A 26,943-nucleotide genomic window follows, 5' to 3' on the forward strand; every position below is an offset into this window, starting at 1 on the left:
ACCCGTCCCACCTGACGCCCCCACCCCTCCCGCATATCCCCCCTCTTCCCCAACTCCCGTACTCCAGAGCCGACTTCACCACATCCGCCGGCCGCCCCGCACCGCCCGCGCCTGCTTGGAGCAGCAGGATGGGATCGGTGGCCGGACGACCGCTCGGTATGGGATCTTCAGGGGCAGAGGCATGTCGTGCCGTACGGACGTACATAACGTCGCGAAGGCGTCCAGACAGGGGGAATTGAGTGAGCGCGCGGGTCCTGGGAGGGCGTTACGAGTTGGTGGCGTTCATCGGGCGCGGAGGCATGGGGGAGGTCTGGGAGGGCCGCGACCGGGTCATCGAGCGGCGCGTCGCGGTCAAGTTGCTTCCGCACGACCGCCGGGACGCCGCCGGGGTGGATCTGTTCTTCCGCGAGGCGCGTACCGCGGGCGGCCTCAGCCACGCGGGTGTCGTCACGGTCTACGACCTGGGCCAGGACCCCGACGACGGCGCCCTCTACCTGGTGATGGAGTATCTCGACGGCCGGGACCTGTTCACCGTGCTGCACGACGACGGGCCGCCCGGTGTGCCCACGGCACTGGACTGGGCGGCACAGACCGCCTCGGCCCTGGCCGCCGCCCATGCCGCCGGGATCGTGCACCGGGATCTCAAGCCCGCGAACCTCATGCTCACACCGGACGGCCGGATCAAGGTCCTCGACTTCGGCATCGCGCGGTACGTGGCGTCCACCCGGCAGTCGAGCAAGGTCATCGGCACTGTCGCCTACATGCCGCCGGAGCGGTTCGGCGACCAGCCGGCCGACGCACGTTCCGACCTCTACTCACTGGGCTGCGTGCTGCACGAACTCCTCACCGGCAACACGCCGTTCCAGGCCACCGCGCCCGTCGCGATGATGGCCGCCCATCTGAACACCCCTCCCGAAGCGCCTAGTTGTTCCCAGAGCGAAGTCCCCGCCGCGGTGGACGAACTCGTTCTGGCCCTGCTCGCGAAGGACCCCGGCGACCGGCCGGCGTCGGCGGCCGAGGTCTGGCGAATGCTGAGTGAACGGCCCAGCACAGAGGGGATGTCGACAGCAGAACGGCCGACACAGACGACCCCGGCCCCGACATCAGTCCCGGCGGTCCCCTCCACACCCCACATCAGCCGCCGCACCGCCCTCCTCCTCGCCGTCGGCGCAGGCGTCGCGGCCTCCGGCACCACCGCGGCACTCACCCTCCTCGACCAGGGCTCCTCCGACGACAAGTCCCCCGGGGCCACCGGTTCCTCCAAGCCGTCCACCACATCGGACGCCAAACTCCGTGATCCCCGGCTTCGTTGGCGGTATGCCACCAAAGACGGCTTGGATTCCTCGCCCACGGTCGCCGATGGAACGGTCTACGCCGGCTGCGGCGAGGGGAAGCTCTACGCCCTCGACGCGGCCACCGGTCGCGAGAAGTGGGTCCACACCACCGGTGGATCGATCTACGCGTCACCTGTGGTGGCCGGCGGAGTCGTGTACGTGGGCAGCGGGGACTACAGCCTGTACGCCCTCGACGCGGCCACCGGCAAGCGCAAGTGGGCCTTCGCCACCGGAGCCCCGGTCTACATGGACCCTGTGGTGATGGACGGGGTCGTGTTCGTCAGCAGCAAGAGCACTGAGAGCTTCAGCGACGAGGGAAACCTGTACGCCGTTCACGCCCGGACCGGAAGGCGGAAATGGAAGTTCGACGACGGCGGCGACGACGACTTCTCCTTCTCGAACTCGCTCACCGCACCGGCTGCGGCCAACGGCGTCGTGTACATCGCCAACTTCCATAGTGTGTACGCCATTGCGGCGGCCACCGGAAAGCAGAAATGGAAGTTCAGTGAGGGTGGCGACCACGGCTCGCCGGTCGTGAAGGCCGGCGTCGTCTACGTCGGCAGTGACGAGGCTGTGTACGCTCTGGACGCGACCGACGGCAAGAAGAAGTGGGAATCCGTCCTCGAAGTCGAACCGGAGCCGAGCGGTGGCCCCTCACTCAGGGTGGCGGACGGCGTCGTGTACGCGAGGTATCTCGTTGGCAATAGCGTGACCGACAACGATGAAGGTGTCCTCATCACCCTCGACGCGGCAACCGGCGACAAGCGGTGGGAGTTCCGTGCCGAAGGGGCAGTCTCCGAACAGCCCGCGGTTGTTGACGGCATCGTGTACGTCGGCTGCGAGAACGACAAGAAAGTCTACGCGCTGGACGCCGTCACGGGCAACGAGAAGTGGTCCTACGCCACCCGCGACGAGATCTTCTCGTCCCCGGTGGTCTCCGACGGCACCGTGTACGTGGGCGACCGCAACCACGTCTACGCCCTGAACTCCGCTACGCCGAAGAACAAACCGTAAGGGGCGCACACCTGCTTCGCGCCAGGAGACCAAGCGGCCGACGGCTGCGGCGTTGAAAGACCTGCTGGGCACGCACCGGGTCCTGTCCGGCGGACAGGACCCGGTGCGTGCCCTACCCCAACTCCCCTACCCCAGCGCCGACTTCACCACGTCCGCCAGCCGTCCCGCCACCGCCCGCGCCTGCTCGATGTCGGCCGCCTCCACCATCACCCGTACCAGCGGCTCCGTACCCGAGGGCCGTAGCAACACCCGCCCCGTCGAACCGAGTTGGTGCTCGGCCTCCGCCACCGCCGTCGCCAGCTCCGCCGACGTCGTGACGCGCGACTTGTCCACGTCCCGCACATTGATCAGCACCTGCGGCAGCCGCCGCATCACGCCCGCCAGGTCGGCCAGCGGCCGGCCCGTGCTCGCCACCCGCGCCGCCAGCATCAGGCCGGTCAGCGTGCCGTCGCCGGTCGTCGCGTGGTCGAGGACGATGACGTGCCCGGACTGCTCGCCGCCCAGCGCGTAGCCGTGCTCCTTCATCGACTCCAGTACGTACCGGTCGCCGACGGCCGTCTGTACGAGGGTGATGCCCTCCCGCTCCATCGCGATCTTGAAGCCGAGGTTGGACATCACCGTCCCCACCACCGCGTCGCCGCGCAGCGTGCCCGCCTCGCGCATCGCGAGCGCCAGCACGGCCAGGATCTGGTCGCCGTCGACCTCCTCGCCCGCGGCGTCCACGGCGAGGCAGCGGTCGGCGTCGCCGTCGTGCGCGATGCCGAGGTCCGCGCCGTGCTCGACGACCGCGGCCTTCAGCAGCTCCAGGTGGGTGGACCCGCAGCCGTCGTTGATGTTCAGCCCGTCCGGCTCGGCGCCGATCGTGACGATCTGCGCGCCGGCCCGCGTGAACGCCTCCGGCGACACCCGGGCGGCGGCGCCGTGCGCCTCGTCCAGGACGACCTTGAGCCCGTCGAGCCGGTTCGGCAGCACCCCGATGAGATGCGCGACGTACTGGTCGAAGCCCTCGTCGTAGGTACGGACCCGGCCCACGCCCGCGCCGGTCGGCCGCGCCCACGGGTCACCGGTGCGGTGCACGGTGTTCTCCAGGTACGCGGCCTCGATCCGGTCCTCCAGCTCGTCGGCCAGCTTGTGGCCGCCACGCGCGAAGAACTTGATGCCGTTGTCCGGCATGGCGTTGTGGCTCGCGGACAGCATCACGCCGAGGTCGGCACCCAGCGCCCCGGTGAGATACGCCACCGCGGGGGTGGGCAGCACACCGACGCGCAGGACGTCCACGCCCGCGCTCGCGAGACCCGCCACCACGGCGGCCTCCAGGAACTCACCCGACGCACGGGGGTCGCGCCCGACCACCGCTGTCGCCCGATGGCCCTCGAACGTGCCCGCCTCGGCGAGCACATGCGCCGCCGCGACCGACAGACCGAGCGTCAGCTCCGCCGTCAGATCCCCGTTGGCGAGGCCGCGCACACCGTCCGTGCCGAAGAGTCGTCCCACAGCTGTCCCTCCGAAAAGTGCTCAGAAAAATGCCCCGAAGAGCCCGGAAAACGAACAAACAACGAACGCCCCGGCAGCACAGAGTGCCGCCGGGGCGAACATATGCCATACATACGCGGTACGACCGTAAGGGCCATGGCGAAGTAAGGCCGAGCGAGCGTTTAGCGCTTGCTGTACTGCGGCGCCTTGCGGGCCTTCTTGAGACCGGCCTTCTTGCGCTCGACCGCGCGGTCGTCGCGGCTCAGGAAGCCGGCCTTCTTCAGCGGGGCGCGGTTGTTGTCCACGTCCGCCTCGTTCAGCGAGCGGGCCACACCGAGGCGCAGCGCGCCGGCCTGGCCGGAGACGCCGCCACCCGAGATGCGGGCGATGACGTCGTAGCGGTTGTCGAGCTCAAGCACCTTGAAGGGCTCGTTGACAGCCTGCTGGTGAACCTTGTTCGGGAAGTAGTCCTCAAGCGAGCGACCGTTGATCTTCCACTTGCCGGTACCCGGAACGATCCGGACGCGGGCGATGGCGTTCTTACGACGGCCCAGGCCGGCGGCCGGCTGGGGGTCGCCGAAGCGGGAAGCCAGCGACTCGGAGGTGTACTCGCCCTCGACGGGGGTCTCCGACTCGAAGGTCGTCACCGCCTCGAAGGTCTCCTCCGCCTCGGGGGCGTCCACGGGGGTCTCTGCAGTGGTCTCGGCCACGATGTTCCTCAGATTTCTTTTCGTCTTAGGCGGTGGCCGGAATTACTGCGCGACCTGGGTGATCTCGAACGGGACCGGCTGCTGGGCAGCGTGCGGGTGCTGGTCCCCCGCGTAGATCTTCAGCTTCGAGAGCATCTGACGGCCCAGGGTGTTCTTGGGGATCATGCCCTTGATGGCCTTCTCGACGGCCTTCTCGGGGTTCTTCGCCAGCAGCTCGTCGTAGCGGACGGAACGCAGACCACCCGGGTAGCCGGAGTGGCGGTACGCCATCTTCTGGGTCTTCTTGTTGCCGGAGAGGTGGACCTTCTCGGCGTTGATGATGACGACGAAGTCGCCCATGTCCATGTGAGGGGCGTAGATCGGCTTGTGCTTGCCCCGGAGGAGGTTCGCTGCCGTAGTCGCCAGACGGCCCAGGACAATGTCCTGCGCGTCGATGATGTGCCACTGGCGCGTGACATCGCCGGGCTTGGGGCTGTACGTACGCACGGTCGTAGCCTTCGCTTCTTCAGTGAGTGAGACCTGACAAGGCCACCCGGACGATCACGACAGCCCTGGCAGACGTACGGGGACGCAACCCGTGCCTGCCGCTGGATCATCGGCCCGGTGGACCGGCGTAAGGGCCTCTCACGTGAGAATGAACAAGCCAATACGCATAACGAACCAGAAGGATACCCAGGGTGCGCCGTACGGGTCAAAACGAGGCCCGCGCCCGAAGCCCCTCCGCCGCCAACCCAGCTCCTCCGGCGCCAACCCAAGCCCCTCCGGCGTTTGAGGAGCGGGGCGCGGGGCGGAGCCCCGAAACCGGGGTCCGGGGCAGAGCCCCGGTTTCGGGAAGGGGCGGGTAGGGGAGCAGGCCCGCCGCAGGCGCCCCCACCCCCGCGAGCCTCACCGCGCCCGCGCCACCCGGCGCTCGTCCCACACCGGCTCCACCGACTCCCGCACCACCCCGTCCGACCCGAACACCAGATACCGGTCGAAGGTCTTCGCGAACCAGCGGTCGTGCGTCACGGCCAGCACCGTCCCGTCGTACGACTCAAGCCCGTCCTGAAGGGCCTCCGCCGACTCCAGGTCCAGGTTGTCCGTCGGCTCGTCCAGCAGCAGCGCCGTCGTGCCGCTCAGCTCCAGCAGCAGGATCTGGAAGCGCGCCTGCTGCCCGCCCGACAGCTTGTCGAACGGCTGGTCCCCCTGCCGCTCCAGCTCGTAGCGCCGCAGCACGCTCATCGCGCCGCCCCGGTCCTTCGCGTGCTCGGTCCACAGGATGTCGACCAGCGGGCGCCCCAGCAGTTCGGGGTGCGCGTGCGTCTGCGCGAAGTGGCCGGCCACCACCCGCGCGCCGAGCTTCCACTGCCCGGTGTGGGCGACGGTGTCGCCGGCCAGCAGCCGCAGGAAGTGGGACTTGCCCGAGCCGTTCGACCCGAGGACCGCGACCCGCTCCCCGTAGTAGATCTCCAGGTCGAACGGTTTCATCAGCCCGGTCAGCTCAAGCCCGGCGCAGGTCACCGCCCGCACCCCGGTCCGCCCGCCCTTGAGCCGCATCCGGATGTCCTGCTCGCGCGGCGGTTCCTGCGGCGGCCCCGCGTCCTCGAACTTGCGCAGCCGGGTCTGGGCGGCCCGGTAGCGCGACGCCATGCCGTCGTTGTATTTGGCCTTCTGCCCCAGGGACCGGACCAGCTCCTTCAGCTTGACGTGCTGCTCCTCCCAGCGGCGCAGCATCTCCTCGAAGCGCAGGAAGCGCTCGCGCCGGGCCTCGTGGTACGTACCGAAGCCGCCGCCGTGCACCCATACGTCCGACCCGGCAGGGCTCGGCTCCACGCTCACGATCCGCTGGGCGGTGCGCGCCAGCAGCTCCCGGTCGTGGGAGACGAAGAGCACGGTCTTACGGGTCTCCTTGAGCCGCTCCTCCAGCCACCGCTTCCCGGGTACGTCCAGGTAGTTGTCCGGCTCGTCGAGCAGCAGCACCTCGTCGGGTCCGCGCAGCAGCGCCTCCAGCACGAGCCGTTTCTGCTCGCCGCCGCTCAGCGTCTTCAGCGCGCGCCACTGGGCCTTCTCGTACGGGACGCCGAGCGCCGCGACCGTGCACACGTCCCACAGCGTCTCGGCCTCGTACCCGCGCGCCTCCGACCAGTCGCTCAGCGCCTGCGCGTAGGCCATCTGCGCGGCCTCGTCGTCGCGCTCCATGATCGCGGTCTCGGCGGTGTCCACGGCCCGCGCCGCGTCCCTGACGCGCGGCTGGGCGACGGAGACCAGCAGGTCGCGGACGGTGCGCTCGTCCCGTACGGAGCCGACGAACTGCTCCATCACGCCGAGGCCGCCGGACACGGTGACCGTCCCGCCGTGCGGCTGGAGGTCCCCCGCCATCAGCCGCAGCAGTGTCGTCTTGCCCGCGCCGTTGGCTCCCACGAGCGCCACGACGGCGCCCTCGCCCACCCGGAACGAGGCGTCGTTGAGCAGCACCCGTCCGTCCGGTAGGTAGTACTCCAGGTGTGCGGCCTCCAGATGTCCCATGCTTCGCATTGTCGCGGCCGGGGCCGCACTCTCCCAACCGTTTTCCGCTCCCGCCCCCGAACCGGAACCCGCCGTCCGCCGTCTAAACTCCCGCCATGAGCTTTGGTCAAGGGGGACCCTACGGACCGCCCCCACCACAGGACCCGTACGGATCGCGGGACCCGCAGGGGCAGACACCGGACTGGGCCGCGCTCGCCGACGCCTCGGCACAGCGGACGCGTCGCAGGCGGTGGACGCTGATCGGTGGCGGCGCGCTCGCGACCGCCGCCGTCGCGGCGATCGTCGCGACCGCCGTCGTGTCCATGAACGGCGACGGCGGGGACCGGGCGAACGACAAGAACACGAGCGAGCTGCCCGCGCCGCCCGAGCTGCCCAGCGAGAGCGCCGCCCCCGAGCCGTCCTTCTCCGACGCCGATCCGCTGCCGCCGCCGGACCCGAAGGACTTCATCTCTTCCGAGGACAAGGACAAGCTGCCGCTCGGCCCCGACACCCTCTTCCCCGGTTCGAAGCTGACGATGGGCGACCGCGGCTACGCCAAGGGCCCGACGGACCGCACCACGAACTGCGCGGGCGCCACCCAGGGCACCCTCGGCTCGATCCTCGCCGCCAACACCTGCGACCAGGTCATCCGCGCCACGTACACCCGTGGCGGCACGGCGGTGACCGTCGGCGTCGCCGTCTTCTCCACCGAGGCGCAGGCGCTGAAGGCGAAGAAGGAGGCGAGCGGCGGGCTGGCCTCGCTCTCCGGGGCGGGCGTTCCGACGTTCTGCCGGGGCGGCGCGATCTGCCGCAAGACCACCAACTCGTACGGCAGGTACGTGTACTTCACGGTCGGCGGCTTCACCAACGGCAAGAACGTCGTGAAAGGCGACAAGGACGTCTTCACCACCGGGGACGACGTCGCGGAGTTCACCTTCCTGCAGATCCGCCGGCGCGGCGAGACGCAGGCGTCGGCGGCGGCCACCGCACCCGTCGACCAGTAGCCCGGCGCGCGCCGCGTCATTTCCGCCCACTCCGCCGTCTCCGCCACCACTGCCGTCACCGCCCTCACCGCCATCTCGGCGACCGGGGGCGCGGTTTCGCCGCGCCCTCCACTCGCCTCCCCCGGCATAAAAAACACATGTTGGTCACCTATCGGGCGCATTTCAGCTTCGATGTGTTGACGTCTCGGTCAAATGTGAAAGCATGTGTGCTTTGTGTGATGGAACAGGCGCTGGGGGGTGCCTGATCGGTCGACATGTCACCGAAGGCGTTGGGGGGGCCCAAGCCGGACTGACCGGGACGGGGCGATGACGCCTGCCCGGTCACACCCGGCCTCACCGCTCGACGCTCGGTCCACTCAACGGAGGCTGAGCCGTCATGGCATCGACGTATGTCGGTGGGGGGTCGTCGCATTCCCGTCTCAACACCAAACTCCAGCAGCGAACCGCGGAATGGAAGCCAGGACTCCTGCCCTTCCTGGTGCCCTTCGCGCTGCTGCTCCTGTTCGGGCTGTGGTCGTTCAAGCCGAGCACCTCGCCCCTGAGCTGGGCACTCACCATCGTGTGGTCCCTGCCGGTGGTGGGTGTGATGGTGGGGATCCAGGGCGCCTGGCTGATTCGCCGCCGGGTGAAGCGCCGGGCGACGATGGTCCCGCCCGCCCCGGTCGAGGAGGACTTCCTGATCGTCCTCGTGCCGACCATCGGGCGGCACGACACGTATCCGGCGCTGGAGCGGTCCGTCCTGTCGTACGTGGAGCACCTTCCCGAACTCTTCCCGTACATGCGGGTCGATGTCCTCACGGAGGAGGGTTGCGAAGCCACAGAAACGATCCGCCGGCTGAGCGAGTCGCACCCCCTGATCCGGGTGGTGACCGTGCCCAAGGCGTACGCGACCCCCAACGGCACCCGGTTCAAGGCCCGCGCCAACCACTACTCCCACGAGCTGCGGATCGAGGAGGGTGAAGCCCTCGATCATGTGTGGGTCCTGCACATGGACGACGACACAGGGGTCGGCCCCGACACCGCCACCTCGCTCGCGCAGTTCATCAACCGCCAGCGCAGGGCGGCGCCGGAGCACCAGAAGCACATGGCGCAGGGCATCCTGACCTATCCCCGCGAGAACGCGGTGAACCTGTTCACCTGGCTCGCCGACGCGGTCCGCCCCGCCGACGACATCGCGCGCTTCCGCGCGCTGACCGGACTCGGCACCCCGGCCGCCGGCGTACACGGCGAACTGCTCGTGCTGCGCGCCTCGATCGAGGCGACCATCGGCTGGGACTTCGGCCCCAAGGCGATCGTGGAGGACGCCCAGCTGGCCCTCAACTTCTGCCGTCTCTACCCGGGGCGCAGCGACTGGTTCAACGGACGCTGCTACGGCGCTTCGCCGGCCACCGCCAGGGACTTCGTCAAACAGCGCGACCGGTGGGCCTGGGGCCTCGTGGCGCTCTGCTTCAACCGCACCATCCCGCTGCGCTACCGCTGGTTTCTCGCGATCTGCGTGGCGACCTGGATTCTCGGCCCGATCCAGCACATCGTCGCCGTCCTGTGCATCGGTCTGCTCGTGGGCGATCTCAACACCTCGCCCATCACCCAGTCCGTCACCGTGCTGTGGGCCCTCAACTTCGCGTATGTGATCTGGACCTACTGGGAGGGGCTGCGGCTCAACGCGATCGCGTCGGCCAACGGGCGGCGCAAGTGGTGGGAGCCGATCGTCGTGATCGGGCTCATACCGGTCTTCTCCGTGCTGGAGGGGGTCGGCGGGTTCAAGGGGTTCCTGAAGTTCCTCCGCCGTGAGGAGAACAAGTTCGTCGTGATCGCCAAGCCCGCCTGACGCCCCGACCGATCCGCGATCGATCTCCGATCGGCCCCGGACCGATCCCCACCCGACGCCCCGCCCGACGCGTGCGCCCGCCGCCGCGCCTGACGCACGGAAGCCACCCCGATGAAGCGCTCACGCCTGCCCATGCTGGCCCTGTTCCCCTTGTCCGTCATCGCCGTCGTCGCCGGTACGCCGCTGTTCATCGGCGACCACCCGGTGCGCTGGGAGTCCGGCTCGGCCCTGCCCGAGATCGTCTTCGACGCGGACTCCGGCTCCGGCGCGGACACCGCGGATCCGAAGGCGCCCGGCGCCACCGACGACATCGCCGGCGGCTCGTCCGACCTGGACGGCACACGCGTGGACCGGGTGGCCAAGGTCTGGAAGCCGGGGATGCCCCAGTGGGGCGTACAGATCTACTGGGAGGACGAACCGAAGTCACAGTCCGACGAGTTCATCGAGGGCCAGGCGCGCAAGCAGGCGAAGTACCTCATCGGGCTCGGCGCCAACTCGGTGTCGCTCTCCTTCCCCTTCTACACCGGGGGCCCGACGTCCAACACCCTCTCGGCCGGCCCCAAAACGCCGTCGCCGCAGCGCGTGGACCGGGTCCTGAGGGTGTTCCGGGAGGCGGGACTGCGGGTGACGGTGCGGCCCCTGATGGACGAGAAGTCCCTCAAGCCGCCCAAGGGCTGGCGCGGCAACATCGACCCCGCGTCCCGGTCCGCCTGGTTCGCCTCGTACGAGGACTTCCTCACGCCGTACCTGAAGACCGCCGAGAAGCGGAAGGCGACGACCTTCGTGGTCGGCACCGAACTCAACTCCATGGAGGGCGAGGCCGGTTGGTCGTCCCTGGTCGGCTCGGCCGAGAAGAAGTTCTCCGGTGAGATCTCGTACGACGCCAACTGGGACAACTACGTGCGCGGCCGGATCGACATGCCCGTCAGCCATCTCGGCGTGGACGCCTACTTCCCCATCAAGGTGCCGGACAGCGCGTCGGTCGACACGCTCGTGGACGGCTGGAACACCTGGCTGGACAAGAAGTCCACCGGGCCTCTCCCCAAGATCGTGATCGCCGAGGCCGGCATCGGTGCCATGGACGGCGCCTACCACGCGCCCGGCGACTTCTACACGAAGGACACCGTCAACCTCAAGGTCCAGGCCAACTGGTACAAGGCGGTGTGCCGCGTCGTCGAGCAACGGCGCATGGGCGGCGTCTATTGGTGGTCCATCCACTTCCAGGACGACCCCAACACGGCCCCCGACGACAAGACGGCCTCCCGGCTCGACTTCGCCGGCCGCCCGGCCTCCGAGAAGGCCATCAAGGCGTGCTTCACATCCGACTACGCCGGGCCGGGCGCCGCCGCCACCGCCGCCACCGACCGGCGCTGACGTACGCCCCTCCCCCACCCCGCCCCACCACCCCACGCCGCTGTTCTCTCCCCACACCCGCTGTGCCACTGAGGTGATCCCCCCACACCCCGACCACTCGTTACGCGACACAAGGCAGGCCACATCACATGACTGAGGCGATTCTTCTCGTCGGCGGCCAGGGGAGCCGGCTACGGCCACTGACCAGCCACACCCCGAAACCGCTGCTCCACGTGGCCGGTGTGCCGTTCCTGGCCCACCAACTCGCACGGGCCGCGGAGGCGGGGGTCGGCCGGGTCGTCTTCGCGACCTCGTACCTCGCCGAACTCTTCGAGCCGTACTTCGGCGACGGAGAGAGATTCGGCCTGCACCTGGAGTACGTGACCGAGGATCAGCCGCTGGGCACCGGAGGAGCCATCCGCAACGCGGCGCGGCGGCTGCGCGGCGGACCCGACGAGCCGGTACTGGTGTTCAACGGGGACATCCTCTCGGGCCTGGACATCGCCGCCCTGCGCGACGGCCACCGGGCGTCCGGAGCCGCCGTCACCCTGCATCTGACGCGGGTGCCCGATCCGCGGGCCTTCGGACTCGTCCCGACCGACGCGGACGGACGGGTGCTGGCCTTCCTGGAGAAGCCCGAGTCCCCCGATCAGCTCGTCACCGACCAGATCAACGCGGGCTGCTACGTCTTCACACGCTCCGCCATCGACCGCATCCCGGACGGCCGGGTGGTCTCCGTGGAGCGTGAAACCTTCCCCGGCCTGCTCGCCTCCGGAGAGTTCGTCCGTGGCGTGGTCGACGACACCTACTGGCTCGACCTGGGCACACCGGCGGCGTTCGTGAAGGGCTCCGCCGATCTCGTACGCGGCGTCGTGCCCTCCCCCGCCCTGCCGGGTCCCGTCGGCGAAGCCCTGGTGCTCGACGGCGCCGATGTCCACCCGGACGCCGTGCTCGGCGAGGGCACCGTGGTCGGCGAGGGCGCCCACATCGCGGCGGGAGCGGTGGTCAACGGCAGTGTCGTGCTGCCGGGAGCCCGGATCGCCGCCGGCGCCCGCGTCCACCGCAGCGTGATCGGCCGGCACTCCGTGGTCGGTGCGGACTGCGTGCTCGACTCCGTGGTCGTCGGGGACGGCGCCACGATCGGCGCGGGCAACGAACTGCCCTCCGGCCTGCGGATCGGCTGTGGAGCGACGCTGGCCGCCGAAGCCGTCAGAACGTCCGCGGCACCGATCCCGTGCACCGCGCAATCTCTCGCCTCCTCTGGAGTACCGCATGCATCGCCAGCCGCCCGCTGACCAGCCCGACCCGTACGGGTATGGGTACGGGTACGGGTACGGCGAGCAGCCGTCGTACGGGCCACCGCCGTACGGGCCGCCGCCCCCTCAGCAGTACGTGAACGAGGTGCCGCAGCAGGGGCAGTTCCCGGTCGCCCCGTACATCCCCCAGGGGTACGTGCCCGATAACCACTGGCAGGAGGAGGAGCCGCAGCCGCAGCCCTGGACGGAGCCGCAGTGGACGGAACCGGAACCGGCCCCGCCGGCGGAGCCGGACCCCGAGCCGGAACCCACACCCGCACCCGCCCCCGCACCCCCGCCCCCGCCCGCCCTGAAGACGCGCTTCGCGGCGGTGGACGGTCTGCGCGGAATCGCGATCCTGTCCGTGCTGCTCTACCACACCAACTGGTTCAGCAACGGCCTGTTCGGCGTGGACGCGTTCTTCGTCCTGTCCGGCTTCCTCACCACCCTGATCCTGATCCGCGAGGTCGAACGCACCGGCCGCATCCGCCTCGGCCGGTTCTACGCCCGCCGTTTCAAGCGGCTGTTCCCCGGCCTGATGATCACGCTCGCCGTCGTGGTGGGCATCTCCTACCTCACCAGCCCGCTCAAGGAGGCCACCGAACTCTCCCGCCAGGCCCTCGGCTCCCTCCTCCAGATAGCCAACTGGGACCAGATCGCCCGCGGCGACGCCTACTGGGACCAGTTCGGCGCGATCCGGCCGCTGTCCGCCATGTGGTCGCTCAGCATCACCGAGCAGTTCTACGTGGTGTGGCCGCTGGTCCTGATCGTGGCCTTCGCCGTCTTCCGGCGCCGCGTACTGCCGGTCGCCATCCTGATCGGGCTGCTGTTCGCGGGGTCCGCGCTGGTCGCGCCCGCCCTGTGGAACGGCGAGAACACCGACTTCCTCTACCTCGCCACCCACACCCGTGCGGTGGCCTTCATGGCCGGAGCCCTGGCGGCCTTCGTCGTCCTGCTCGTCCAGCGCCGAACGGCCGCCTCCGCGTCCTCACCCTCGCCCTCCGAAGACCGGAGCCGGGGCAAGGACCGGGGCAGGGCCAAGGCCGGAAACGGTTTCGCGATCACGCTCGCGTCCGTGGTCCAGATCCTCACGCTGGCCGCCATCCTGTACGTCAGCGTCAAGGTCAGCACGTACCACGAACCGTGGCTGTACGAGGGCGGGCTGGCCGTCGTCGCGCTGCTGGTGGCCGTACTGGCGGCGGTGCTGTGCACGGACCGCGGCCCGCTCGCCAAGCTGCTCTCCTTCAAGCCGCTGATGGAGATCGGCCAGATCTCCTACAGCCTGTACCTGCTCCATCTGCCGGTGTACTGGCTGCTTCTGATGGCCTGGCCCGACATGCGGCCCTACGCGCTCTTCATCCTCGGCACCGGGCTCACCTGGCTGCTGTCGATGATCATGCACTACACCACCGAGCAGTACCGGATACGCGACTGGCGCCCGGCCCGCGCCGTACCGCTGTTCACCGTCGGCTTCCTGGTCATCGGCGCCGGCGCGTACTACCTCCCCACCTACGTGGCCGACAACATGCGCCCGGACGGCAAGCCGCTGGTGCTCACGCTGGGCGACTCGATGGCGGAGGACTTCGCGACGGCGCTGAGCCAGCACGGCAGTCAGTACGCCGTGGTGGACGGCGGCCAGCCCGGCTGCGGCGTCATGTCCCCGGAACGCGTCCGGGACCGGAACGACAAGGTGTTCGACAACTTCGACTCGTGCCGCGCCTGGAAGACGTACTGGAAGGACCAGCTCGCGAACAGCAAACCCGACGTGGCGCTCCTCCACGTGGCGTGGGACGCGGCCGAGCAGCAGATCGACGGGAAGTGGCTGACCCCCTGCGACGCCGCCTACCGCTCGCGCTACACCAAGCAGCTCAAGGAGGCCGTCTCCGTCATCACCAGCCAGGCACCGGAGGCGCGGATCCTGCTGATGAACGAGCGCGGCTACAACGGCGTGATCACATCGGACTGGGGCGAGTGCTACAACACGGCCGTCCGGGAGTTCACCGAGGACCCGTCCGACAAGGTCGTGCTGATGGACTTCGACGGTCTGCTCTGCGACACCAGCAGATGCCGCGACAAGACTCCGGCCGGCCTGCGCCTCTACCCACGCGGCGACGACGTGCACTTCACGGACGCCGGCCTCGCGTTCGTCACCCCGTGGTTGGAGAAGGAGATCAAGGGCGCGCTGGACTGACCACCGGAAGGCGCGTACGGGTCCGGCCCCGTACGCGCCTCAGGCCCGTCTCAGCAGCAGCCGCCCGCGGCACCGCCGACGCCGCCCACGCCGCCCAGGGTCCGCTTGTTGCGGGCCAGCCGGTTGCGCGCGGCGAGCTGGTCGTCGGCCGGGTAGCCGACCTCCTCCAGGGTGAGCCCGTGCGGCCGTACGACATGCACGGCCGAGTCCCGCACCCCGGCGGCCAGCACCTTCGCGGGCCACTGAACGGGCCGGTGCCCGTCGCCCACGAACAGCAGCGCGCCGACCAGCGAGCGCACCATGTTGTGGCAGAACGCGTCGGCCCGCACGGTCGCGGTGACGACGCCGTGCGCGTCCCGCTCCCACTCCAGCCGCTGGAGCGTACGGATGGTCGTCGCGCCCTCGCGCTTCTTGCAGTACGCGGCGAAGTCGTGCTCCCCGAGCAGCCCCGCCGACGCCGCGTTCATCGCGTCCACGTCCAACGCCCAGTCGTGCCACAGGACATGGCTGCGCAGCAGCGGGTCGACCCCGCCGGGATCGTCGGTGACGCGGTAGGCGTACCGCCGCCAGATCGCCGAGAAACGCGCGTTGAAGCCCGCCGGCGCCTCCTCGGCCCTCCACACCCGTACGTCGTGCGCCAGGCGCCCCGCGAGGCGCCGCAGCAGCCTCTCCCGGTGCTCGGCCCACAGCTCGGCGGGCAGATCGACGTGCGCCACCTGCCCCCGCGCGTGCACGCCCGCGTCGGTGCGCCCCGCGACGGTGAGGTCGTACGTCTCCCCGGACCGCGTCACGACCTTCAGCGCGTCCTCGATGTCCCCCTGGACGGTCCGCCGGGTGGCCTGCCGGGCCCACCCGGAGAAGTCCTTCCCGTCGTACGAAAGGTCGAGCCGCACCCGCACGAACCCGGGCGCCGCCCCCTCGATGTCCTCACTCACCCGCAGCTCCTCTCGAAACGGAACAGGCCCGCCCCCGTGAGGGAGCGGGCCTGTTCGCCGGCTGGACAGTCGTCAGGACGCTCAGGCGTCCTTGGGCTCGTCCTTGGCCTCGGCCTCGACGGGCTTGGCGTCCTCGACGGGGGCGTCCTCCTTGGAGAGCGCGTCCTTCTTGAGGGCGTCTTCCTTGACGGCGCGCTTCGTCGCGGCCTCGGCCTCACCGGTGGCCTTCTGCGCCACGGTCAGGGCCTCGACCAGCTCGATGACCGCCATCGGGGCGTTGTCGCCACGACGGGGGCCGATCTTGGTGATGCGGGTGTAGCCACCGGGGCGGTTCTCGTACCGCGGGGCGATCTCGGTGAAGAGCGTGTGCACGATGCTCTTGTCCGTGATCGTCTGAAGAACGAGGCGACGGTTGTGGATGTCGCCCTTCTTCGCCTTGGTGACCAGACGCTCGGCGACCGGACGCAGGCGGCGGGCCTTGGCCTCGGTCGTCGTGATCTTGCCGTGCTCGAACAGCGCCTTCGCGAGGTTCGCGAGAAGCAGCCGCTCGTGCGCGGCACTGCCGCCCAGACGGGCACCCTTGGCGGGCTTCGGCATGGTGTTACTCCTTCATATCTGCACCGGCCGTATCAGGTACCGATGTCAGTTCCCGCGAGGCGGTCGCCCCACGGAAGTGTCTACTCCGCCGGGCGTCGCGGTGAACGACGGCGCCCGGCAAAATCAAGCCCGTCCGGCGATTGAGGACAAGCCCCACCCCCGAGCCCGGGATCCTAGGGCATGTTTCGAAGGTCCCGCCTGGCCGACGACGCCTGGCACGCGCACTCGCCGCGTTGCTTCGGGCGGACGGCGCTACCTTCGCAACACGCCCTAGTACTGCTCGGTCTCCACGAAACCCGCATCCGCGTCGTCGTCCGCGCCGAACGCGTCCGCCGCGGCGGTGGGGTCGAATCCGGGCGGGCTGTCCTTGAGCGCCAGACCCATCCCCGCCAGCTTCGCCTTGACCTCGTCGATCGACTTGGCGCCGAAGTTGCGGATGTCGAGCAGGTCCGCCTCGGACCGCGCCACGAGCTCACCCACGGAGTGGATGCCCTCGCGCTTGAGGCAGTTGTACGACCGAACGGTGAGCTCAAGCTCCTCGATCGGCAGGGCGAGATCGGCGGCGAGCGCCGCGTCCGTCGGCGAGGGGCCCATGTCGATGCCCTCGGCGTCGATGTTGAGCTCGCGCGCCAGGCCGAACAGCTCGACCAGCGTCTTTCCGGCGGACGCCATGGCGTCACGGGGGCGCATGGCCTGCTTGGTCTCGACGTCGACGATCAGCTTGTCGAAGTCGGTGCGCTGCTCGACACGGGTCGCCTCGACCTTGTACGTGACCTTGAGCACCGGCGAGTAGATGGAGTCGACCGGGATACGGCCGATCTCCTGGCCGACCTGCTTGTTCTGGACGGCGGAGACGTAGCCGCGACCGCGCTCGACGGTCAGCTCCATCTCCAGCTTGCCCTTGCCGTTCAGCGTGGCGAGGACGAGGTCCGGGTTGTGGCACTCGACACCGGCCGGGGGCGCGATGTCGGCGGCGGTGACCAGGCCGGGACCCTGCTTGCGCAGGTACATCACGACCGGCTCGTCGTGCTCCGAGGAGACGACGAGCTGCTTGATGTTCAGGATGAGGTCGGTGACGTCCTCTTTGACGCCCGGCACGGTGGTGAACTCGTGCAGGACCCCGTCGACCCGGATGCTGGTGACCGCGGCACCGGGGATCGAGGAGAGGAGCGTACGGCGCAGGGAGTTACCGAGCGTGTAGCCGAAACCCGGCTCCAGCGGCTCGATGACGAATCGCGAACGGTACTCGTCGACGACCTCTTCGGTCAGCGACGGACGCTGAGCGATAAGCATGGAAAATGCCTCCAGTCTTGGCACCCACTATTTGATGCCAACAGAACAAGGGTACGGGCGGCACGAGGCAATGGCCCCGTACCGCCCGTGATCCGTACCCCCTAGGGGTACAGAGGATCAAACGCGGCGACGCTTCGGAGGGCGGCAGCCGTTGTGCGGGGTGGGGGTGACGTCCTGGATCGAACCCACCTCCAGGCCGGTGGCCTGGAGCGAGCGGATCGCGGTCTCACGGCCGGAGCCGGGACCCTTGACGAAGACGTCGACCTTGCGCATGCCGTGCTCCTGCGCGCGGCGGGCGGCCGACTCGGCGGCCATCTGCGCGGCGAAGGGGGTGGACTTGCGCGAGCCCTTGAAGCCGACGTGGCCGGCGGAGGCCCAGGAGATCACGTTGCCCGAGGGGTCCGTGATCGAGACGATGGTGTTGTTGAACGTGCTCTTGATGTGGGCGTGCCCATGAGCGACGTTCTTCTTTTCCTTGCGGCGCACCTTCTTGGCAGCGCCCTGACGACCCTTGGGGGGCATCTATTACTCCTACGGGAGGTGGTCGGTCCTACAGCGAAGACCGCTGGTGAGCGTCCGCTGAGGACTACTTCTTGCCCGGCTTCTTCTTGCCGGCGATGGCGCGACGCGGACCCTTGCGGGTACGGGCGTTCGTGCTCGTGCGCTGGCCGTGGACCGGCAGGCCGCGACGGTGACGCAGACCCTGGTAGCAACCGATCTCGACCTTGCGGCGGATGTCGGCCTGGATCTCGCGACGGAGGTCACCCTCGGTCTTGAGATTGCCGTCCACGTACTCGCGGAGCTTGACGAGGTCTTCCTCGGCAAGGTCGCGGACGCGCACGTTGGGGTCCACGCCGGTGGCGGCGAGGGTCTCCTTGGACCGGGTGCGCCCGATGCCGAAGACATAGGTGAGGGCGACCTCGACGCGCTTTTCGCGCGGGAGGTCAACGCCTGCGAGGCGTGCCATTCATGGCTCCTGTGTGGTGTCGGAGGTCTTCCGCAGTGACTTTCCCGGACTGTTGCGCTCTCTCCGGGTCCCCGGCCTCCGCCGGAGGTGTCGGCGCCATCAGCTGGTGCGGATGACGTCGGACACTGCGTATATACGTGTTCGCTCGCGTCGCGCGAAGTACTGCGAGGTGCTGGGGGTCGTACGTCAGCCCTGGCGCTGCTTGTGGCGCAGGTTGTCGCAGATGACCATGACCCGGCCGTGACGGCGGATCACCTTGCACTTGTCGCAGATCTTCTTGACGCTCGGCTTGACCTTCATGGTGTGAGGTTCTCCGGGTCAGTGCCGGCACCCCGGGAAAGGGGTGAGGCAAGATCTACTTGTACCGGTAGACGATCCGGCCACGCGTCAGGTCGTAGGGAGACAGCTCCACCACTACCCGGTCATCGGGAAGGATTCGGATGTAGTGCATCCGCATCTTGCCGCTGATGTGCGCGAGGACCTTGTGACCGTTCTGGAGCTCCACCCTGAACATCGCGTTCGGGAGAGACTCGATCACGGTGCCCTCAATTTCGATGGCACCTTGCTTCTTGGCCACGCTTCGCCCTTCGAATCGGCTACCTTGATCGATTCTGGACCGCCGTATGTGGACACACGGGTACACCAGATCCGACGCGTCAGTCTACGACAGGGCCCTCGAAAAGACGAATCCGTGGAGTTTGCCCACCCTCGGAGATCATCAATCCCCTGATCCCCCAAACGCGCCGGGGTGCCTGCTCGCGCCGGCGGAACTGATCCTCCAGACGCCCCGCTCGCGGGCTCGGCGCCAGGGGCGCCTCAGATACGTCACCCCAGCGGATCCGGCGCCGCCGTGACTCCCAGCTCCGCCAGCTTCGCCTTGCCCCCGTCGACCGCCGTGAGGACCAGCGGGCCGTCCTCCGTCAGCGCGACCGAGTGCTCCCAGTGCGAGGACCAGGTGCCGTCGGTCGTGATGACCGTCCACTCGTCGGCCAGGACCTCGGTGTGCGGCGTGCCGAGCGACACCATCGGCTCGATCGCCAGACAGAACCCGGGGATCAGCTTCGGTCCCTTGCCGCGCTTGCGCGAGACGTAGTTCAGCAGGTGCGGGTCCATGTGCATCTGGGTGCCGATGCCGTGGCCGCCGTAGTCCTCGACGATGCCGTACTTGCCGCCGCCCGGCTTCGGCTGGCGGCGGATGTACGTCTCGATCGCCCGCGAGACGTCGACCAGCCGCGCCCCGACCCGCATCGCGGCGATCCCGGCCCACATCGACTCCTCCGTCACGCGGGAGAGTTCGATCAACTCCGGTGCGTGACCGCCCCCGACGAACGCGGTGAAGGCCGCGTCGCCGTGCCAGCCGTCCACGATCGCGCCGGCGTCGACGGAGATGATGTCGCCGTCCTTCAGTACGGTCTTGGTGTCCGGGATCCCGTGCACCACCACCTCGTTGACCGAGGTGCAGATCGTCGCGGGAAACCCGCCGTAGCCAAGGAAGTTGGGCTTCGCGCCGTGGTCGGCGAGTACCTTGCGGGCGACCTCGTCCAGATCCTTCGTGGTCGCGCCGGGCACCGCGGCCTCGCCGGTCGCCGCGTGGATCGCGGCGACGACCAGCCCCGCCTCACGCATCTTCGCGATCTGCTCGGGGGTCTTGATCTCCACCATGACGGCGGCCTGCCTCACTTGCTCGATGAAACGTTTGCCCCGGCGACGTCCGTGCCGGGACATCTACGGTAGTCCCCGGAACAGCAGTACGGCCGTGGTGCCCCTCGGGGCGCCCCGGCCGTATCACTGTGCCGTACGTGGTGAAGCGTGGTGACGCGTGTGGTAACGCGTGGCGAACCGGACCTACGCGGCCCGGCCACCCTCCTCAAGTGCCGCCATCGCGCGCTTGGTCACCTCGGCGACCTTGCCCAGCGCGGAGATGGTGACCACGAGTCCCTGCTCCCGGTAGTGGTCGATGATCGGCTCGGTCTGCGTGTGGTAGACCTCAAGCCGAGTGCGGACCGTCTCCTCGGAGTCGTCGTCCCGCTGGTACAACTCGCCGCCGCACACGTCACACACACCCTGCTTCTTCGGCGGGCTGTACGTGAGGTGGAAGACGTGCGAGCTGTCGTTGCGGCAGGTGCGCCGACCGGCGATCCGCTTGACCACCTCGTCCTCGTCGACCTCCAGATCCAGCACGGCGTCCAGGCGCAACCCCTCGGCCGTGAGCGCTTTGTCGAGCGCCTCGGCCTGGAAGACGTTGCGGGGGAAGCCGTCCAGAAGGAAGCCGTTCTCGGCGTCCGGCTGAGCCATCCGTTCCAGCGCCATCCCGATGGTGACCTCGTCGGGGACCAGGTCCCCGACGCTGATGAAGCTCTTCGCCCGCTTGCCGAGGTCGGTGCCCTGGCTGATGTTGGCGCGGAAGAGGTCACCGGTGGAGATGTGCGGAATGGAGAGGTTCTCGGCGAGGTACGCAGCCTGCGTTCCCTTGCCGGCACCGGGCGGTCCGACGAGGACGATTCGCATCAGCGGAGGAACCCTTCGTAATTACGCTGCTGGAGCTGGCTCTCGATCTGCTTCACGGTCTCCAGACCCACACCCACGATGATCAGGATGCTTGTCCCGCCGAACGGGAAGTTCTGGTTCGCGCCGCCGAAGCCTGCCAACGCCATCGTTGGGACGAGAGCGATCAACCCGAGGTACAGCGAGCCCGGCCAAGTGATCCGGTTGAGTACGTAACTCAGATACTCGGCAGTAGGTCGACCGGCCCGGATACCCGGGATGAAGCCACCATACTTCTTCATGTTGTCCGCGACTTCTTCGGGGTTGAACGTGATGGCCACGTAGAAGAAGGCGAAGAACACGACGAGGACGAAGTACGTCGCGATGTAATACGGATGGTCACCCTTGATGAAGTGGGCTTCGATCCAGGTCTTCCAGCCGGACTGCTGACTGGAGAACTGCGCGACGAGCGCCGGGATATAGAGCAGCGACGACGCGAAGATGACGGGAATCACACCCGCCTGGTTGACCTTCAGCGGGATGTAAGTGGACGTACCGCCATAGGACCTGCGGCCGATCATCCGCTTCGCGTACTGGACGGGGATCCGGCGCTGCGCCTGCTCGACGAAGACGACGAGCCCCACCATCACGAAGCCGATCAGAATGACCGTGCCGAACTCGATCCAGCCCTGAGCGAGCTTGCCGCTCTCCTTGATGGCCCACAGCGCGCCGGGGAAGCCGGCGGCGATGGAGATGAACATCAGGATGGACATGCCGTTGCCGATGCCCTTGTCGGTGATCATCTCACCGAGCCACATGACGGCGGCCGTACCGGCGGTCATCGTGATGACCATCGTGACGGTGATGAAGATCGACTGGTCCGGAACGATCTCCGAGGCGACCGGGCAGCCGCTGAAGAGGGTGCCGCTGCGGGCGGTTGCCACCAGACCGGTGCCCTGGAGCACCGCGAGGGCGACTGTCAGGTATCGGGTGTACTGAGTGATCTTGGCCTGGCCGGACTGCCCTTCCTTCTTGAGGGCTTCGAGTCGGGGGATGACCACGGTCAGCAGCTGCAGGATGATGCTTGCCGTGATGTACGGCATGATGCCGAGCGCGAAGATCGTAATCTGCAGCAGCGCTCCGCCGCTGAACATGTTCACCAGCCCGAACAGGCTGTTATTGCCCTTCTGCGCTGCGTCGACGCACGTCTGGACATTCTCGTAACTGACGCCCGGTACAGGGATATGTGCCCCGAACCGGTACAGCACGATGATGAACAGCGTGAAGAGCAGCTTCTTGCGCAGGTCGGGCGTCTTGAACGCCCGGGCGAACGCGGTGAGCACGGTGCCTCCTGCGACCCCCGCGCTCGCGCGTCAAGGGTGACGGTCTTGAGGATCGACGGATACATATCAGGCAAAAAGCCACGCGACCACCCCTGCGGAGAGTCCGCGTGGCTCAGGGTCCGGGGGCGGACCCCCGGGTTCATACAGCAACAGTGCACGCCACCTTACCGGCGTACCTGCTTCCCTAGGAACGACCAACCGGGGATGCCCCTTATGAGAGGCATCCCCGGTTGGATGTTCAGTCCATCAACTCGTCCGAGTCGTCTCAGACGAGCTCAGTGACGGAGCCGCCGGCGGCGGCAATCTTCTCCTTGGCGGAGCCGGAAGCGGCGTCAACCGAAACCGTCAGCGCTACGGAGATCTCGCCCTGGCCCAGGACCTTGACGAGGCTGTTCTTGCGGACCGCACCCTTGTCGACCAGATCGGCCACCGTGACGTCGCCACCCTGCGGGTAGAGCTCGGCCAGCTTGTCCAGGTTCACGACCTGGTACTCGGTACGGAACGGGTTCTTGAAGCCCTTCAGCTTCGGCAGCCGCATGTGGAGGGGCATCTGCCCGCCCTCGAAGCGTGCCGGAACCTGGTAACGGGCCTTCGTACCCTTGGTGCCACGACCGGCCGTCTTACCCTTGGACGCCTCGCCACGGCCCACACGGGTCTTGGCGGTCTTGGCTCCGGGGGCGGGACGGAGGTTGTGGACCTTCAGCGGCTTCTGCTCCGCCATGTCAGTCGACCTCCTCAACCGTCACGAGGTGCCGCACGGTGTTGGCCATGCCGCGGAACTCGGGACGATCCTCCTTGACAACCGTGTCGTTGAGCCGCTTGAGGCCCAGCGAACGAAGGGTGTCGCGGTGGTTCTGCTTGCTGCCGATGTACGACTTCGTCTGCGTGATCTTGAGACGGGCCATTACGCACCCGCTCCCGCACGCGCACGCAGCAGAGCCGCGGGAGCGACGTCCTCAAGGGGCAGACCGCGGCGGGCCGCGATCTCCTCGGGACGCTGCAGACCCTGAAGGGCCGCCACGGTCGCGTGCACGATGTTGATCGGGTTCGACGAACCGAGCGACTTCGACAGGATGTCGTGGACGCCGGCGCACTCAAGTACCGCACGCACCGGGCCACCGGCGATGACGCCGGTACCGGGGGACGCGGGCTTGAGCAGGACGACGCCCGCCGCCTTCTCACCCTGGATCGGGTGCGGGATGGTGCCCTGGATACGGGGGACCTTGAAGAAGTGCTTCTTGGCCTCCTCAACACCCTTGGCGATGGCGGCCGGCACCTCCTTGGCCTTGCCGTAACCGACACCTACGGTGCCGTCACCGTCGCCCACCACGACCAGCGCGGTGAAGCTGAAGCGACGACCACCCTTGACGACCTTGGCAACGCGGTTGATCGCGACGACACGCTCGACGTACGCGGTCTTCTCGGCGGCACCGCCACCGTCACGGCCCTTCCGGTCCCGCCGCTCGCCGCCACCGGCACCGCTTCCGCGGCGCTGGGGTCCAGCCATTGGATTTACCTCTCTCTGTTACGTCCGCTAGCTCCGGAACCGGGGCTTAGAACTTCAGCCCGGCTTCACGGGCGGCGTCAGCCAGAGCGGCAATCCGCCCGGCGTACTGGTTGCCACCACGGTCGAACACGACAGCCTCGACGCCGGCGGCCTTGGCGCGCTCGGCGACCAGGGCACCGACCTGCTGTGCCTGGGCGCTCTTGTCGCCGTCGCCACTGCGGATCGACGTGTCCAGGCTCGACGCCGAAGCGAGCGTGTGGCCCGCGATGTCGTCGATGACCTGAGCCACCATGTGGCGGTTGGAACGCGTCACAACGAGGCGGGGGCGCGCTACCGTGCCCGAGACCTTCTTGCGTACGCGGATGTGCCGGCGCTTGATGGCAGCGGCCTTGTAGGCCTTGCCCTTCGCGATCTTTACACCGTATGCCATGGCTACTTACCCGACTTTCCGACCTTGCGGCGGATGACCTCGCCCGCGTACTTGACGCCCTTGGCCTTGTACGGGTCGGGCTTCCGCAGCTTGCGGATGTTCGCCGCGACCTCGCCGACCTTCTGCTTGTCGATCCCCTCGACGCTGAGCTTGGTCGGGGACTCGACCTTGAAGGTGATGCCTTCAGGGGCCTCGACGACGACGGGGTGGCTGTAGCCCAGGGCGAACTCCAGGTTGGAGCCCTTCGCCTGGACGCGGTAGCCGACTCCGCTGATTTCGAGCGCCTTGCTGTATCCCTGGGTCACACCGGTGATCATGTTCGCCACCAGCGTGCGGGACAGGCCGTGCAGGGCCTTGTTCAGACGCTCGTCGTTCGGGCGCAGCACCGAGAGGGTGCCGTCGTCGCCCTTGGTGACCTCGATCGGCGCTGCGACGGTGTGCGAGAGGGTCCCCTTGGGGCCCTTCACCGCGACCGTACGGCCATCGATGGTGACGTCCACACCGGTGGGAACCTGGATGGGGAGCTTGCCGATTCGCGACATGAGCTTTTCCTCCGTTCCCGACTACCAGACGTAGGCGAGGACTTCCCCACCTACGCCCTTCTTGCCTGCCTGCTGGCCGGTCAGGAGACCGTGGGACGTGGAGATGATCGCCACGCCCAGGCCGCCGAGCACCTTGGGCAGGTTGGTGGACTTGGCGTACACACGCAGACCCGGCTTCGAGATGCGCTTGATGCCCGCGATCGAACGCTCGCGGTTGGGGCCGAACTTCAGCTCAAGAGTCAGCTTCTTGCCGACCTCGGCGTCCTCGACCTTCCAGCCGGTGATGAAGCCCTCCTGCTGGAGGATTTCCGCGATGTGCGACTTGATCTTGCTGTGCGGCATCACGACGTCGTCGTGGTATGCCGAGTTCGCGTTACGCAGACGGGTCAGCATGTCTGCGATGGGATCAGTCATGGTCATGAATTGGCCTTCGGCCTCTCTCGCCGGGGTTTCCTGTATGCGCCATCCCTCTCCCCACTCAGTGGCGGGACGGGTGCGGTGCGGGGACCTACGGCGTAGTAAGTATTGCTAAGCGGGCTGTGGCCCGCGTGCGTTACGGGCGGCGGACGCCCAACCCCCCAAGCCTACGGCATGTGGAGCGGGGCTTCCGCCGACCAGATACTTACCGAGAGCCCTGGTTGGTTCCGTACTTCAACTCGACGCTGAGGTAGCGGAATTACCAGGAGCTCTTGGTGACGCCCGGCAGCTCGCCGCGGTGTGCCATCTCACGAAGGCAGACACGGCAGAGGCCGAACTTGCGGTAGACGGAGTGGGGACGCCCACAGCGCTGGCAGCGGGTGTAGCCACGCACGCCGAACTTCGGCTTGCGGGCGGCCTTCTGGATCAGAGCCTTCTTCGCCACGGTCAGTTCTCCTTGAACGGGAAGCCGAGGTGACGAAGGAGGGCACGACCCTCGTCGTCATTGGTCGCCGTGGTGACCACGGTGATGTCCATGCCCCGGACCCGGTCGATCTTGTCCTGGTCGATCTCGTGGAACATGACCTGCTCCGTGAGACCGAAGGTGTAGTTGCCACGGCCGTCGAACTGCTTGGGCGACAGGCCGCGGAAGTCACGGATACGCGGCAGCGCGAGCGACAGCGTACGGTCCAGGAACTCCCACATGCGGTCACCGCGGAGGGTGACGTGGCAGCCGATCGGCTGCCCCTCGCGCAGCTTGAACTGCGCGATCGACTTGCGGGCCTTGGTGACGGCCGGCTTCTGGCCGGTGATCGTGGTGAGGTCCTTGATGGCACCCTCGATCAGCTTGGAGTCGCGGGCGGCGTCGCCCACACCCATGTTGACCACGATCTTGACGAGACCGGGGACCTGCATGACGTTCTCCAGGGAGAACTCCTCACGCAGCTTGCCGGCGATCTCCTCGCGGTAGCGCAGCTTCAGACGCGGTGCGGTTGTGGTCGTCATCAGATGTCCTCACCGGTCCGCTTGGCAACGCGGATCTTGTTGCCCTCGTCGTCAAAGCGGTAGCCGACGCGGGTAACGACCTTCTTGCCGTCCTTCTCCACGACCAGCTGAACATTGCTGATGTGAACGGGGGCTTCGGTCGTTACGATGCCGCCGGTCTGCGAACCACGCGCGGTCTGGCCGGCCTTGGTGTGCTTCTTGACCCGGTTGACACCCTCGACGAGGACACGGTCCTGCGTGGGGTAGGCCACGATGACCTTGCCCTGCTTGCCCTTGTCCTTACCGGTGATGACCTGAACCAGGTCGCCCTTCTTGATCTTCATGCTTACAGCACCTCCGGCGCGAGCGAGATGATCTTCATGAACTTCTTCTCGCGCAGCTCACGGCCGACCGGGCCGAAGATACGGGTGCCACGAGGGTCGCCGTCGTTCTTCAGAATGACGGCGGCGTTCTCGTCGAAGCGGATGTACGAGCCGTCCTGGCGGCGGCGTTCCTTCACGGTGCGAACGATGACCGCCTTGATGACGTCACCCTTCTTCACGTTGCCACCGGGGATCGCGTCCTTGACGGTGGCGACGATGACGTCACCGATGCCCGCGTAGCGGCGACCCGAGCCACCGAGAACACGGATGCAAAGGATCTCCTTGGCACCAGTGTTGTCGGCGACACGCAGTCGCGACTCCTGCTGGATCACGTCTATCTCCTGATCGTCTGCCGGTTCCCGGCGGGGTCCGTCC

The 26,943-nt window shown here is 68.1% G+C and carries 30 protein-coding genes; 6 read left to right on the top strand and 24 right to left on the bottom strand.

Annotation, left to right across the window (positions count from 1 at the left end; translation table 11 throughout):
- The first annotated feature begins 239 nt into the window (after window positions 1-239).
- Window positions 240-2,348, top strand: a complete 2,109-nt coding sequence (locus tag OG700_RS14730) for a PQQ-binding-like beta-propeller repeat protein (protein ID WP_405613635.1) — start codon at window positions 240-242, stop codon at window positions 2,346-2,348.
- A gap of 126 nt (window positions 2,349-2,474) precedes the next feature.
- On the opposite strand, the gene glmM is transcribed toward OG700_RS14730, so the two are convergent.
- From glmM to OG700_RS14750, 4 genes are all read right to left on the bottom strand, one after another.
- Entirely contained in the window at window positions 2,475-3,842 is a 1,368-nt protein-coding gene (glmM, locus tag OG700_RS14735; protein ID WP_405613637.1) for a phosphoglucosamine mutase, read from the bottom strand.
- Between the two features lie 161 nt (window positions 3,843-4,003).
- Window positions 4,004-4,531 carry a 30S ribosomal protein S9 gene (rpsI, locus tag OG700_RS14740; protein WP_405613639.1) on the bottom strand — a complete coding sequence of 176 codons (528 nt, stop codon included), beginning with the start codon at window positions 4,529-4,531 and terminating at the stop codon, window positions 4,004-4,006.
- A gap of 42 nt (window positions 4,532-4,573) precedes the next feature.
- Window positions 4,574-5,017 carry a 50S ribosomal protein L13 gene (rplM, locus tag OG700_RS14745; protein WP_354609322.1) on the bottom strand — a complete coding sequence of 148 codons (444 nt, stop codon included), beginning with the start codon at window positions 5,015-5,017 and terminating at the stop codon, window positions 4,574-4,576.
- Between the two features lie 399 nt (window positions 5,018-5,416).
- Complete coding sequence (locus OG700_RS14750) at window positions 5,417-7,036, bottom strand: ABC-F family ATP-binding cassette domain-containing protein (RefSeq protein ID WP_405613642.1); 1,620 nt, start codon at window positions 7,034-7,036, stop codon at window positions 5,417-5,419.
- A 95-nt stretch (window positions 7,037-7,131) separates the two neighbouring features.
- On the opposite strand from OG700_RS14750, the gene OG700_RS14755 reads away from it, so the two are divergent.
- From OG700_RS14755 to OG700_RS14775, 5 genes are all read left to right on the top strand, one after another.
- Window positions 7,132-8,019 (top strand): hypothetical protein, encoded by an 888-nt coding sequence (locus tag OG700_RS14755; RefSeq protein ID WP_405613644.1) that lies wholly within the window; start codon window positions 7,132-7,134, stop codon window positions 8,017-8,019.
- Window positions 8,020-8,395: 376 nt separating this feature from the next.
- Window positions 8,396-9,847 carry a glycosyltransferase family 2 protein gene (locus OG700_RS14760; protein ID WP_405613646.1) on the top strand — a complete coding sequence of 484 codons (1,452 nt, stop codon included), beginning with the start codon at window positions 8,396-8,398 and terminating at the stop codon, window positions 9,845-9,847.
- A 111-nt stretch (window positions 9,848-9,958) separates the two neighbouring features.
- Entirely contained in the window at window positions 9,959-11,221 is a 1,263-nt protein-coding gene (locus OG700_RS14765; RefSeq protein WP_405613648.1) for a glycoside hydrolase family 113, read from the top strand.
- A gap of 128 nt (window positions 11,222-11,349) precedes the next feature.
- Window positions 11,350-12,495, top strand: coding sequence for a sugar phosphate nucleotidyltransferase (locus tag OG700_RS14770; protein ID WP_405613650.1), 1,146 nt, complete (start codon window positions 11,350-11,352; stop codon window positions 12,493-12,495).
- Window positions 12,473-14,686, top strand: a complete 2,214-nt coding sequence (locus OG700_RS14775) for an acyltransferase family protein (protein WP_405613652.1) — start codon at window positions 12,473-12,475, stop codon at window positions 14,684-14,686. Before OG700_RS14770 ends, OG700_RS14775 begins: the two co-directional genes overlap by 23 nt.
- Window positions 14,687-14,736: 50 nt before the next feature.
- Here the strand turns inward: OG700_RS14775 and truA are convergent, their stop codons facing one another.
- The 20 genes from truA to rplN all read right to left on the bottom strand — a co-directional run bounded on the left by truA (window position 14,737) and on the right by rplN (window position 26,900).
- On the bottom strand, window positions 14,737-15,621 hold the full coding sequence (truA, locus tag OG700_RS14780) for a tRNA pseudouridine(38-40) synthase TruA (protein ID WP_405613654.1): 885 nt from the start codon (window positions 15,619-15,621) through the stop codon (window positions 14,737-14,739).
- An 81-nt stretch (window positions 15,622-15,702) separates the two neighbouring features.
- On the bottom strand, window positions 15,703-16,218 hold the full coding sequence (gene rplQ / locus OG700_RS14785) for a 50S ribosomal protein L17 (RefSeq protein ID WP_405613656.1): 516 nt from the start codon (window positions 16,216-16,218) through the stop codon (window positions 15,703-15,705).
- 270 nt (window positions 16,219-16,488) lie between these two features.
- Window positions 16,489-17,511 (bottom strand): DNA-directed RNA polymerase subunit alpha, encoded by a 1,023-nt coding sequence (locus OG700_RS14790; protein WP_078075533.1) that lies wholly within the window; start codon window positions 17,509-17,511, stop codon window positions 16,489-16,491.
- Window positions 17,512-17,628: 117 nt separating this feature from the next.
- On the bottom strand, window positions 17,629-18,033 hold the full coding sequence (rpsK, locus tag OG700_RS14795; protein WP_003956432.1) for a 30S ribosomal protein S11: 405 nt from the start codon (window positions 18,031-18,033) through the stop codon (window positions 17,629-17,631).
- Window positions 18,034-18,097: 64 nt separating this feature from the next.
- A complete protein-coding gene (gene rpsM, locus OG700_RS14800; protein WP_164252337.1) occupies window positions 18,098-18,478 on the bottom strand; it encodes a 30S ribosomal protein S13 in 381 nt (126 codons plus the stop codon).
- Between the two features lie 186 nt (window positions 18,479-18,664).
- On the bottom strand, window positions 18,665-18,778 hold the full coding sequence (rpmJ, locus tag OG700_RS14805) for a 50S ribosomal protein L36 (protein ID WP_003956441.1): 114 nt from the start codon (window positions 18,776-18,778) through the stop codon (window positions 18,665-18,667).
- 55 nt (window positions 18,779-18,833) lie between these two features.
- The gene (gene infA / locus OG700_RS14810) at window positions 18,834-19,055 is read right to left on the bottom strand and encodes a translation initiation factor IF-1 (RefSeq protein ID WP_014047798.1); all 222 of its coding nucleotides are present in this window, start codon (window positions 19,053-19,055) and stop codon (window positions 18,834-18,836) included.
- 248 nt (window positions 19,056-19,303) lie between these two features.
- The gene (map, locus tag OG700_RS14815) at window positions 19,304-20,140 is read right to left on the bottom strand and encodes a type I methionyl aminopeptidase (RefSeq protein ID WP_405621719.1); all 837 of its coding nucleotides are present in this window, start codon (window positions 20,138-20,140) and stop codon (window positions 19,304-19,306) included.
- A gap of 183 nt (window positions 20,141-20,323) precedes the next feature.
- Window positions 20,324-20,986: an adenylate kinase gene (locus OG700_RS14820; protein ID WP_405613659.1), complete on the bottom strand. Its 663-nt coding sequence runs from the start codon at window positions 20,984-20,986 to the stop codon at window positions 20,324-20,326.
- Window positions 20,986-22,305: a preprotein translocase subunit SecY gene (secY, locus tag OG700_RS14825; RefSeq protein WP_405613661.1), complete on the bottom strand. Its 1,320-nt coding sequence runs from the start codon at window positions 22,303-22,305 to the stop codon at window positions 20,986-20,988. The genes OG700_RS14820 and secY overlap by 1 nt, the downstream gene beginning before the upstream one ends.
- 265 nt (window positions 22,306-22,570) lie before the next feature.
- The gene (gene rplO / locus OG700_RS14830) at window positions 22,571-23,026 is read right to left on the bottom strand and encodes a 50S ribosomal protein L15 (RefSeq protein WP_405613663.1); all 456 of its coding nucleotides are present in this window, start codon (window positions 23,024-23,026) and stop codon (window positions 22,571-22,573) included.
- 1 nt (window position 23,027) lies between these two features.
- Window positions 23,028-23,210: a 50S ribosomal protein L30 gene (gene rpmD, locus OG700_RS14835; protein WP_185299084.1), complete on the bottom strand. Its 183-nt coding sequence runs from the start codon at window positions 23,208-23,210 to the stop codon at window positions 23,028-23,030.
- The gene (rpsE, locus tag OG700_RS14840) at window positions 23,210-23,812 is read right to left on the bottom strand and encodes a 30S ribosomal protein S5 (RefSeq protein ID WP_078075538.1); all 603 of its coding nucleotides are present in this window, start codon (window positions 23,810-23,812) and stop codon (window positions 23,210-23,212) included. The genes rpmD and rpsE overlap by 1 nt, the downstream gene beginning before the upstream one ends.
- Before the next feature lie 46 nt (window positions 23,813-23,858).
- A complete protein-coding gene (rplR, locus tag OG700_RS14845) occupies window positions 23,859-24,242 on the bottom strand; it encodes a 50S ribosomal protein L18 (RefSeq protein ID WP_405613666.1) in 384 nt (127 codons plus the stop codon).
- A gap of 2 nt (window positions 24,243-24,244) precedes the next feature.
- Window positions 24,245-24,784, bottom strand: a complete 540-nt coding sequence (gene rplF / locus OG700_RS14850; RefSeq protein ID WP_405613668.1) for a 50S ribosomal protein L6 — start codon at window positions 24,782-24,784, stop codon at window positions 24,245-24,247.
- 21 nt (window positions 24,785-24,805) lie between these two features.
- A complete protein-coding gene (rpsH, locus tag OG700_RS14855; RefSeq protein ID WP_382561741.1) occupies window positions 24,806-25,204 on the bottom strand; it encodes a 30S ribosomal protein S8 in 399 nt (132 codons plus the stop codon).
- A gap of 256 nt (window positions 25,205-25,460) precedes the next feature.
- Window positions 25,461-25,646, bottom strand: a complete 186-nt coding sequence (locus OG700_RS14860; RefSeq protein WP_405613670.1) for a type Z 30S ribosomal protein S14 — start codon at window positions 25,644-25,646, stop codon at window positions 25,461-25,463.
- A 2-nt stretch (window positions 25,647-25,648) separates the two neighbouring features.
- A complete protein-coding gene (gene rplE / locus OG700_RS14865) occupies window positions 25,649-26,206 on the bottom strand; it encodes a 50S ribosomal protein L5 (RefSeq protein ID WP_023539334.1) in 558 nt (185 codons plus the stop codon).
- On the bottom strand, window positions 26,206-26,529 hold the full coding sequence (gene rplX, locus OG700_RS14870) for a 50S ribosomal protein L24 (protein ID WP_023539335.1): 324 nt from the start codon (window positions 26,527-26,529) through the stop codon (window positions 26,206-26,208). The genes rplE and rplX overlap by 1 nt, the downstream gene beginning before the upstream one ends.
- A gap of 2 nt (window positions 26,530-26,531) precedes the next feature.
- A complete protein-coding gene (rplN, locus tag OG700_RS14875; protein WP_023539336.1) occupies window positions 26,532-26,900 on the bottom strand; it encodes a 50S ribosomal protein L14 in 369 nt (122 codons plus the stop codon).
- Window positions 26,901-26,943: the final 43 nt, after the last annotated feature.

Source organism: Streptomyces sp. NBC_01508, from assembly GCF_045040315.1.
GTDB lineage: Bacteria > Actinomycetota > Actinomycetes > Streptomycetales > Streptomycetaceae > Streptomyces.

Coding starts and splice junctions, on each gene's coding strand:
- map (WP_405621719.1), bottom strand. CDS start 20,140: ATGGTGGAGATCAAGACCCCCGAGCAGATCGCGAAGATGCGTGAGGCG.
- rplR (WP_405613666.1), bottom strand. CDS start 24,242: ATGGCATACGGTGTAAAGATCGCGAAGGGCAAGGCCTACAAGGCCGCT.
- OG700_RS14750 (WP_405613642.1), bottom strand. CDS start 7,036: ATGGGACATCTGGAGGCCGCACACCTGGAGTACTACCTACCGGACGGA.
- rplE (WP_023539334.1), bottom strand. CDS start 26,206: ATGACGACCACAACCGCACCGCGTCTGAAGCTGCGCTACCGCGAGGAG.
- rplF (WP_405613668.1), bottom strand. CDS start 24,784: ATGTCGCGAATCGGCAAGCTCCCCATCCAGGTTCCCACCGGTGTGGAC.
- rpmJ (WP_003956441.1), bottom strand. CDS start 18,778: ATGAAGGTCAAGCCGAGCGTCAAGAAGATCTGCGACAAGTGCAAGGTG.
- OG700_RS14770 (WP_405613650.1), top strand. CDS start 11,350: ATGACTGAGGCGATTCTTCTCGTCGGCGGCCAGGGGAGCCGGCTACGG.
- rpsM (WP_164252337.1), bottom strand. CDS start 18,478: ATGGCACGCCTCGCAGGCGTTGACCTCCCGCGCGAAAAGCGCGTCGAG.
- rplX (WP_023539335.1), bottom strand. CDS start 26,529: ATGAAGATCAAGAAGGGCGACCTGGTTCAGGTCATCACCGGTAAGGAC.
- OG700_RS14755 (WP_405613644.1), top strand. CDS start 7,132: ATGAGCTTTGGTCAAGGGGGACCCTACGGACCGCCCCCACCACAGGAC.
- rpmD (WP_185299084.1), bottom strand. CDS start 23,210: ATGGCCCGTCTCAAGATCACGCAGACGAAGTCGTACATCGGCAGCAAG.
- OG700_RS14790 (WP_078075533.1), bottom strand. CDS start 17,511: ATGCTTATCGCTCAGCGTCCGTCGCTGACCGAAGAGGTCGTCGACGAG.
- rpsH (WP_382561741.1), bottom strand. CDS start 25,204: ATGACCATGACTGATCCCATCGCAGACATGCTGACCCGTCTGCGTAAC.
- rplO (WP_405613663.1), bottom strand. CDS start 23,026: ATGGCGGAGCAGAAGCCGCTGAAGGTCCACAACCTCCGTCCCGCCCCC.
- rpsK (WP_003956432.1), bottom strand. CDS start 18,033: ATGCCCCCCAAGGGTCGTCAGGGCGCTGCCAAGAAGGTGCGCCGCAAG.
- rpsE (WP_078075538.1), bottom strand. CDS start 23,812: ATGGCTGGACCCCAGCGCCGCGGAAGCGGTGCCGGTGGCGGCGAGCGG.
- OG700_RS14775 (WP_405613652.1), top strand. CDS start 12,473: ATGCATCGCCAGCCGCCCGCTGACCAGCCCGACCCGTACGGGTATGGG.
- OG700_RS14820 (WP_405613659.1), bottom strand. CDS start 20,986: ATGCGAATCGTCCTCGTCGGACCGCCCGGTGCCGGCAAGGGAACGCAG.
- OG700_RS14760 (WP_405613646.1), top strand. CDS start 8,396: ATGGCATCGACGTATGTCGGTGGGGGGTCGTCGCATTCCCGTCTCAAC.
- rplQ (WP_405613656.1), bottom strand. CDS start 16,218: ATGCCGAAGCCCGCCAAGGGTGCCCGTCTGGGCGGCAGTGCCGCGCAC.
- OG700_RS14765 (WP_405613648.1), top strand. CDS start 9,959: ATGAAGCGCTCACGCCTGCCCATGCTGGCCCTGTTCCCCTTGTCCGTC.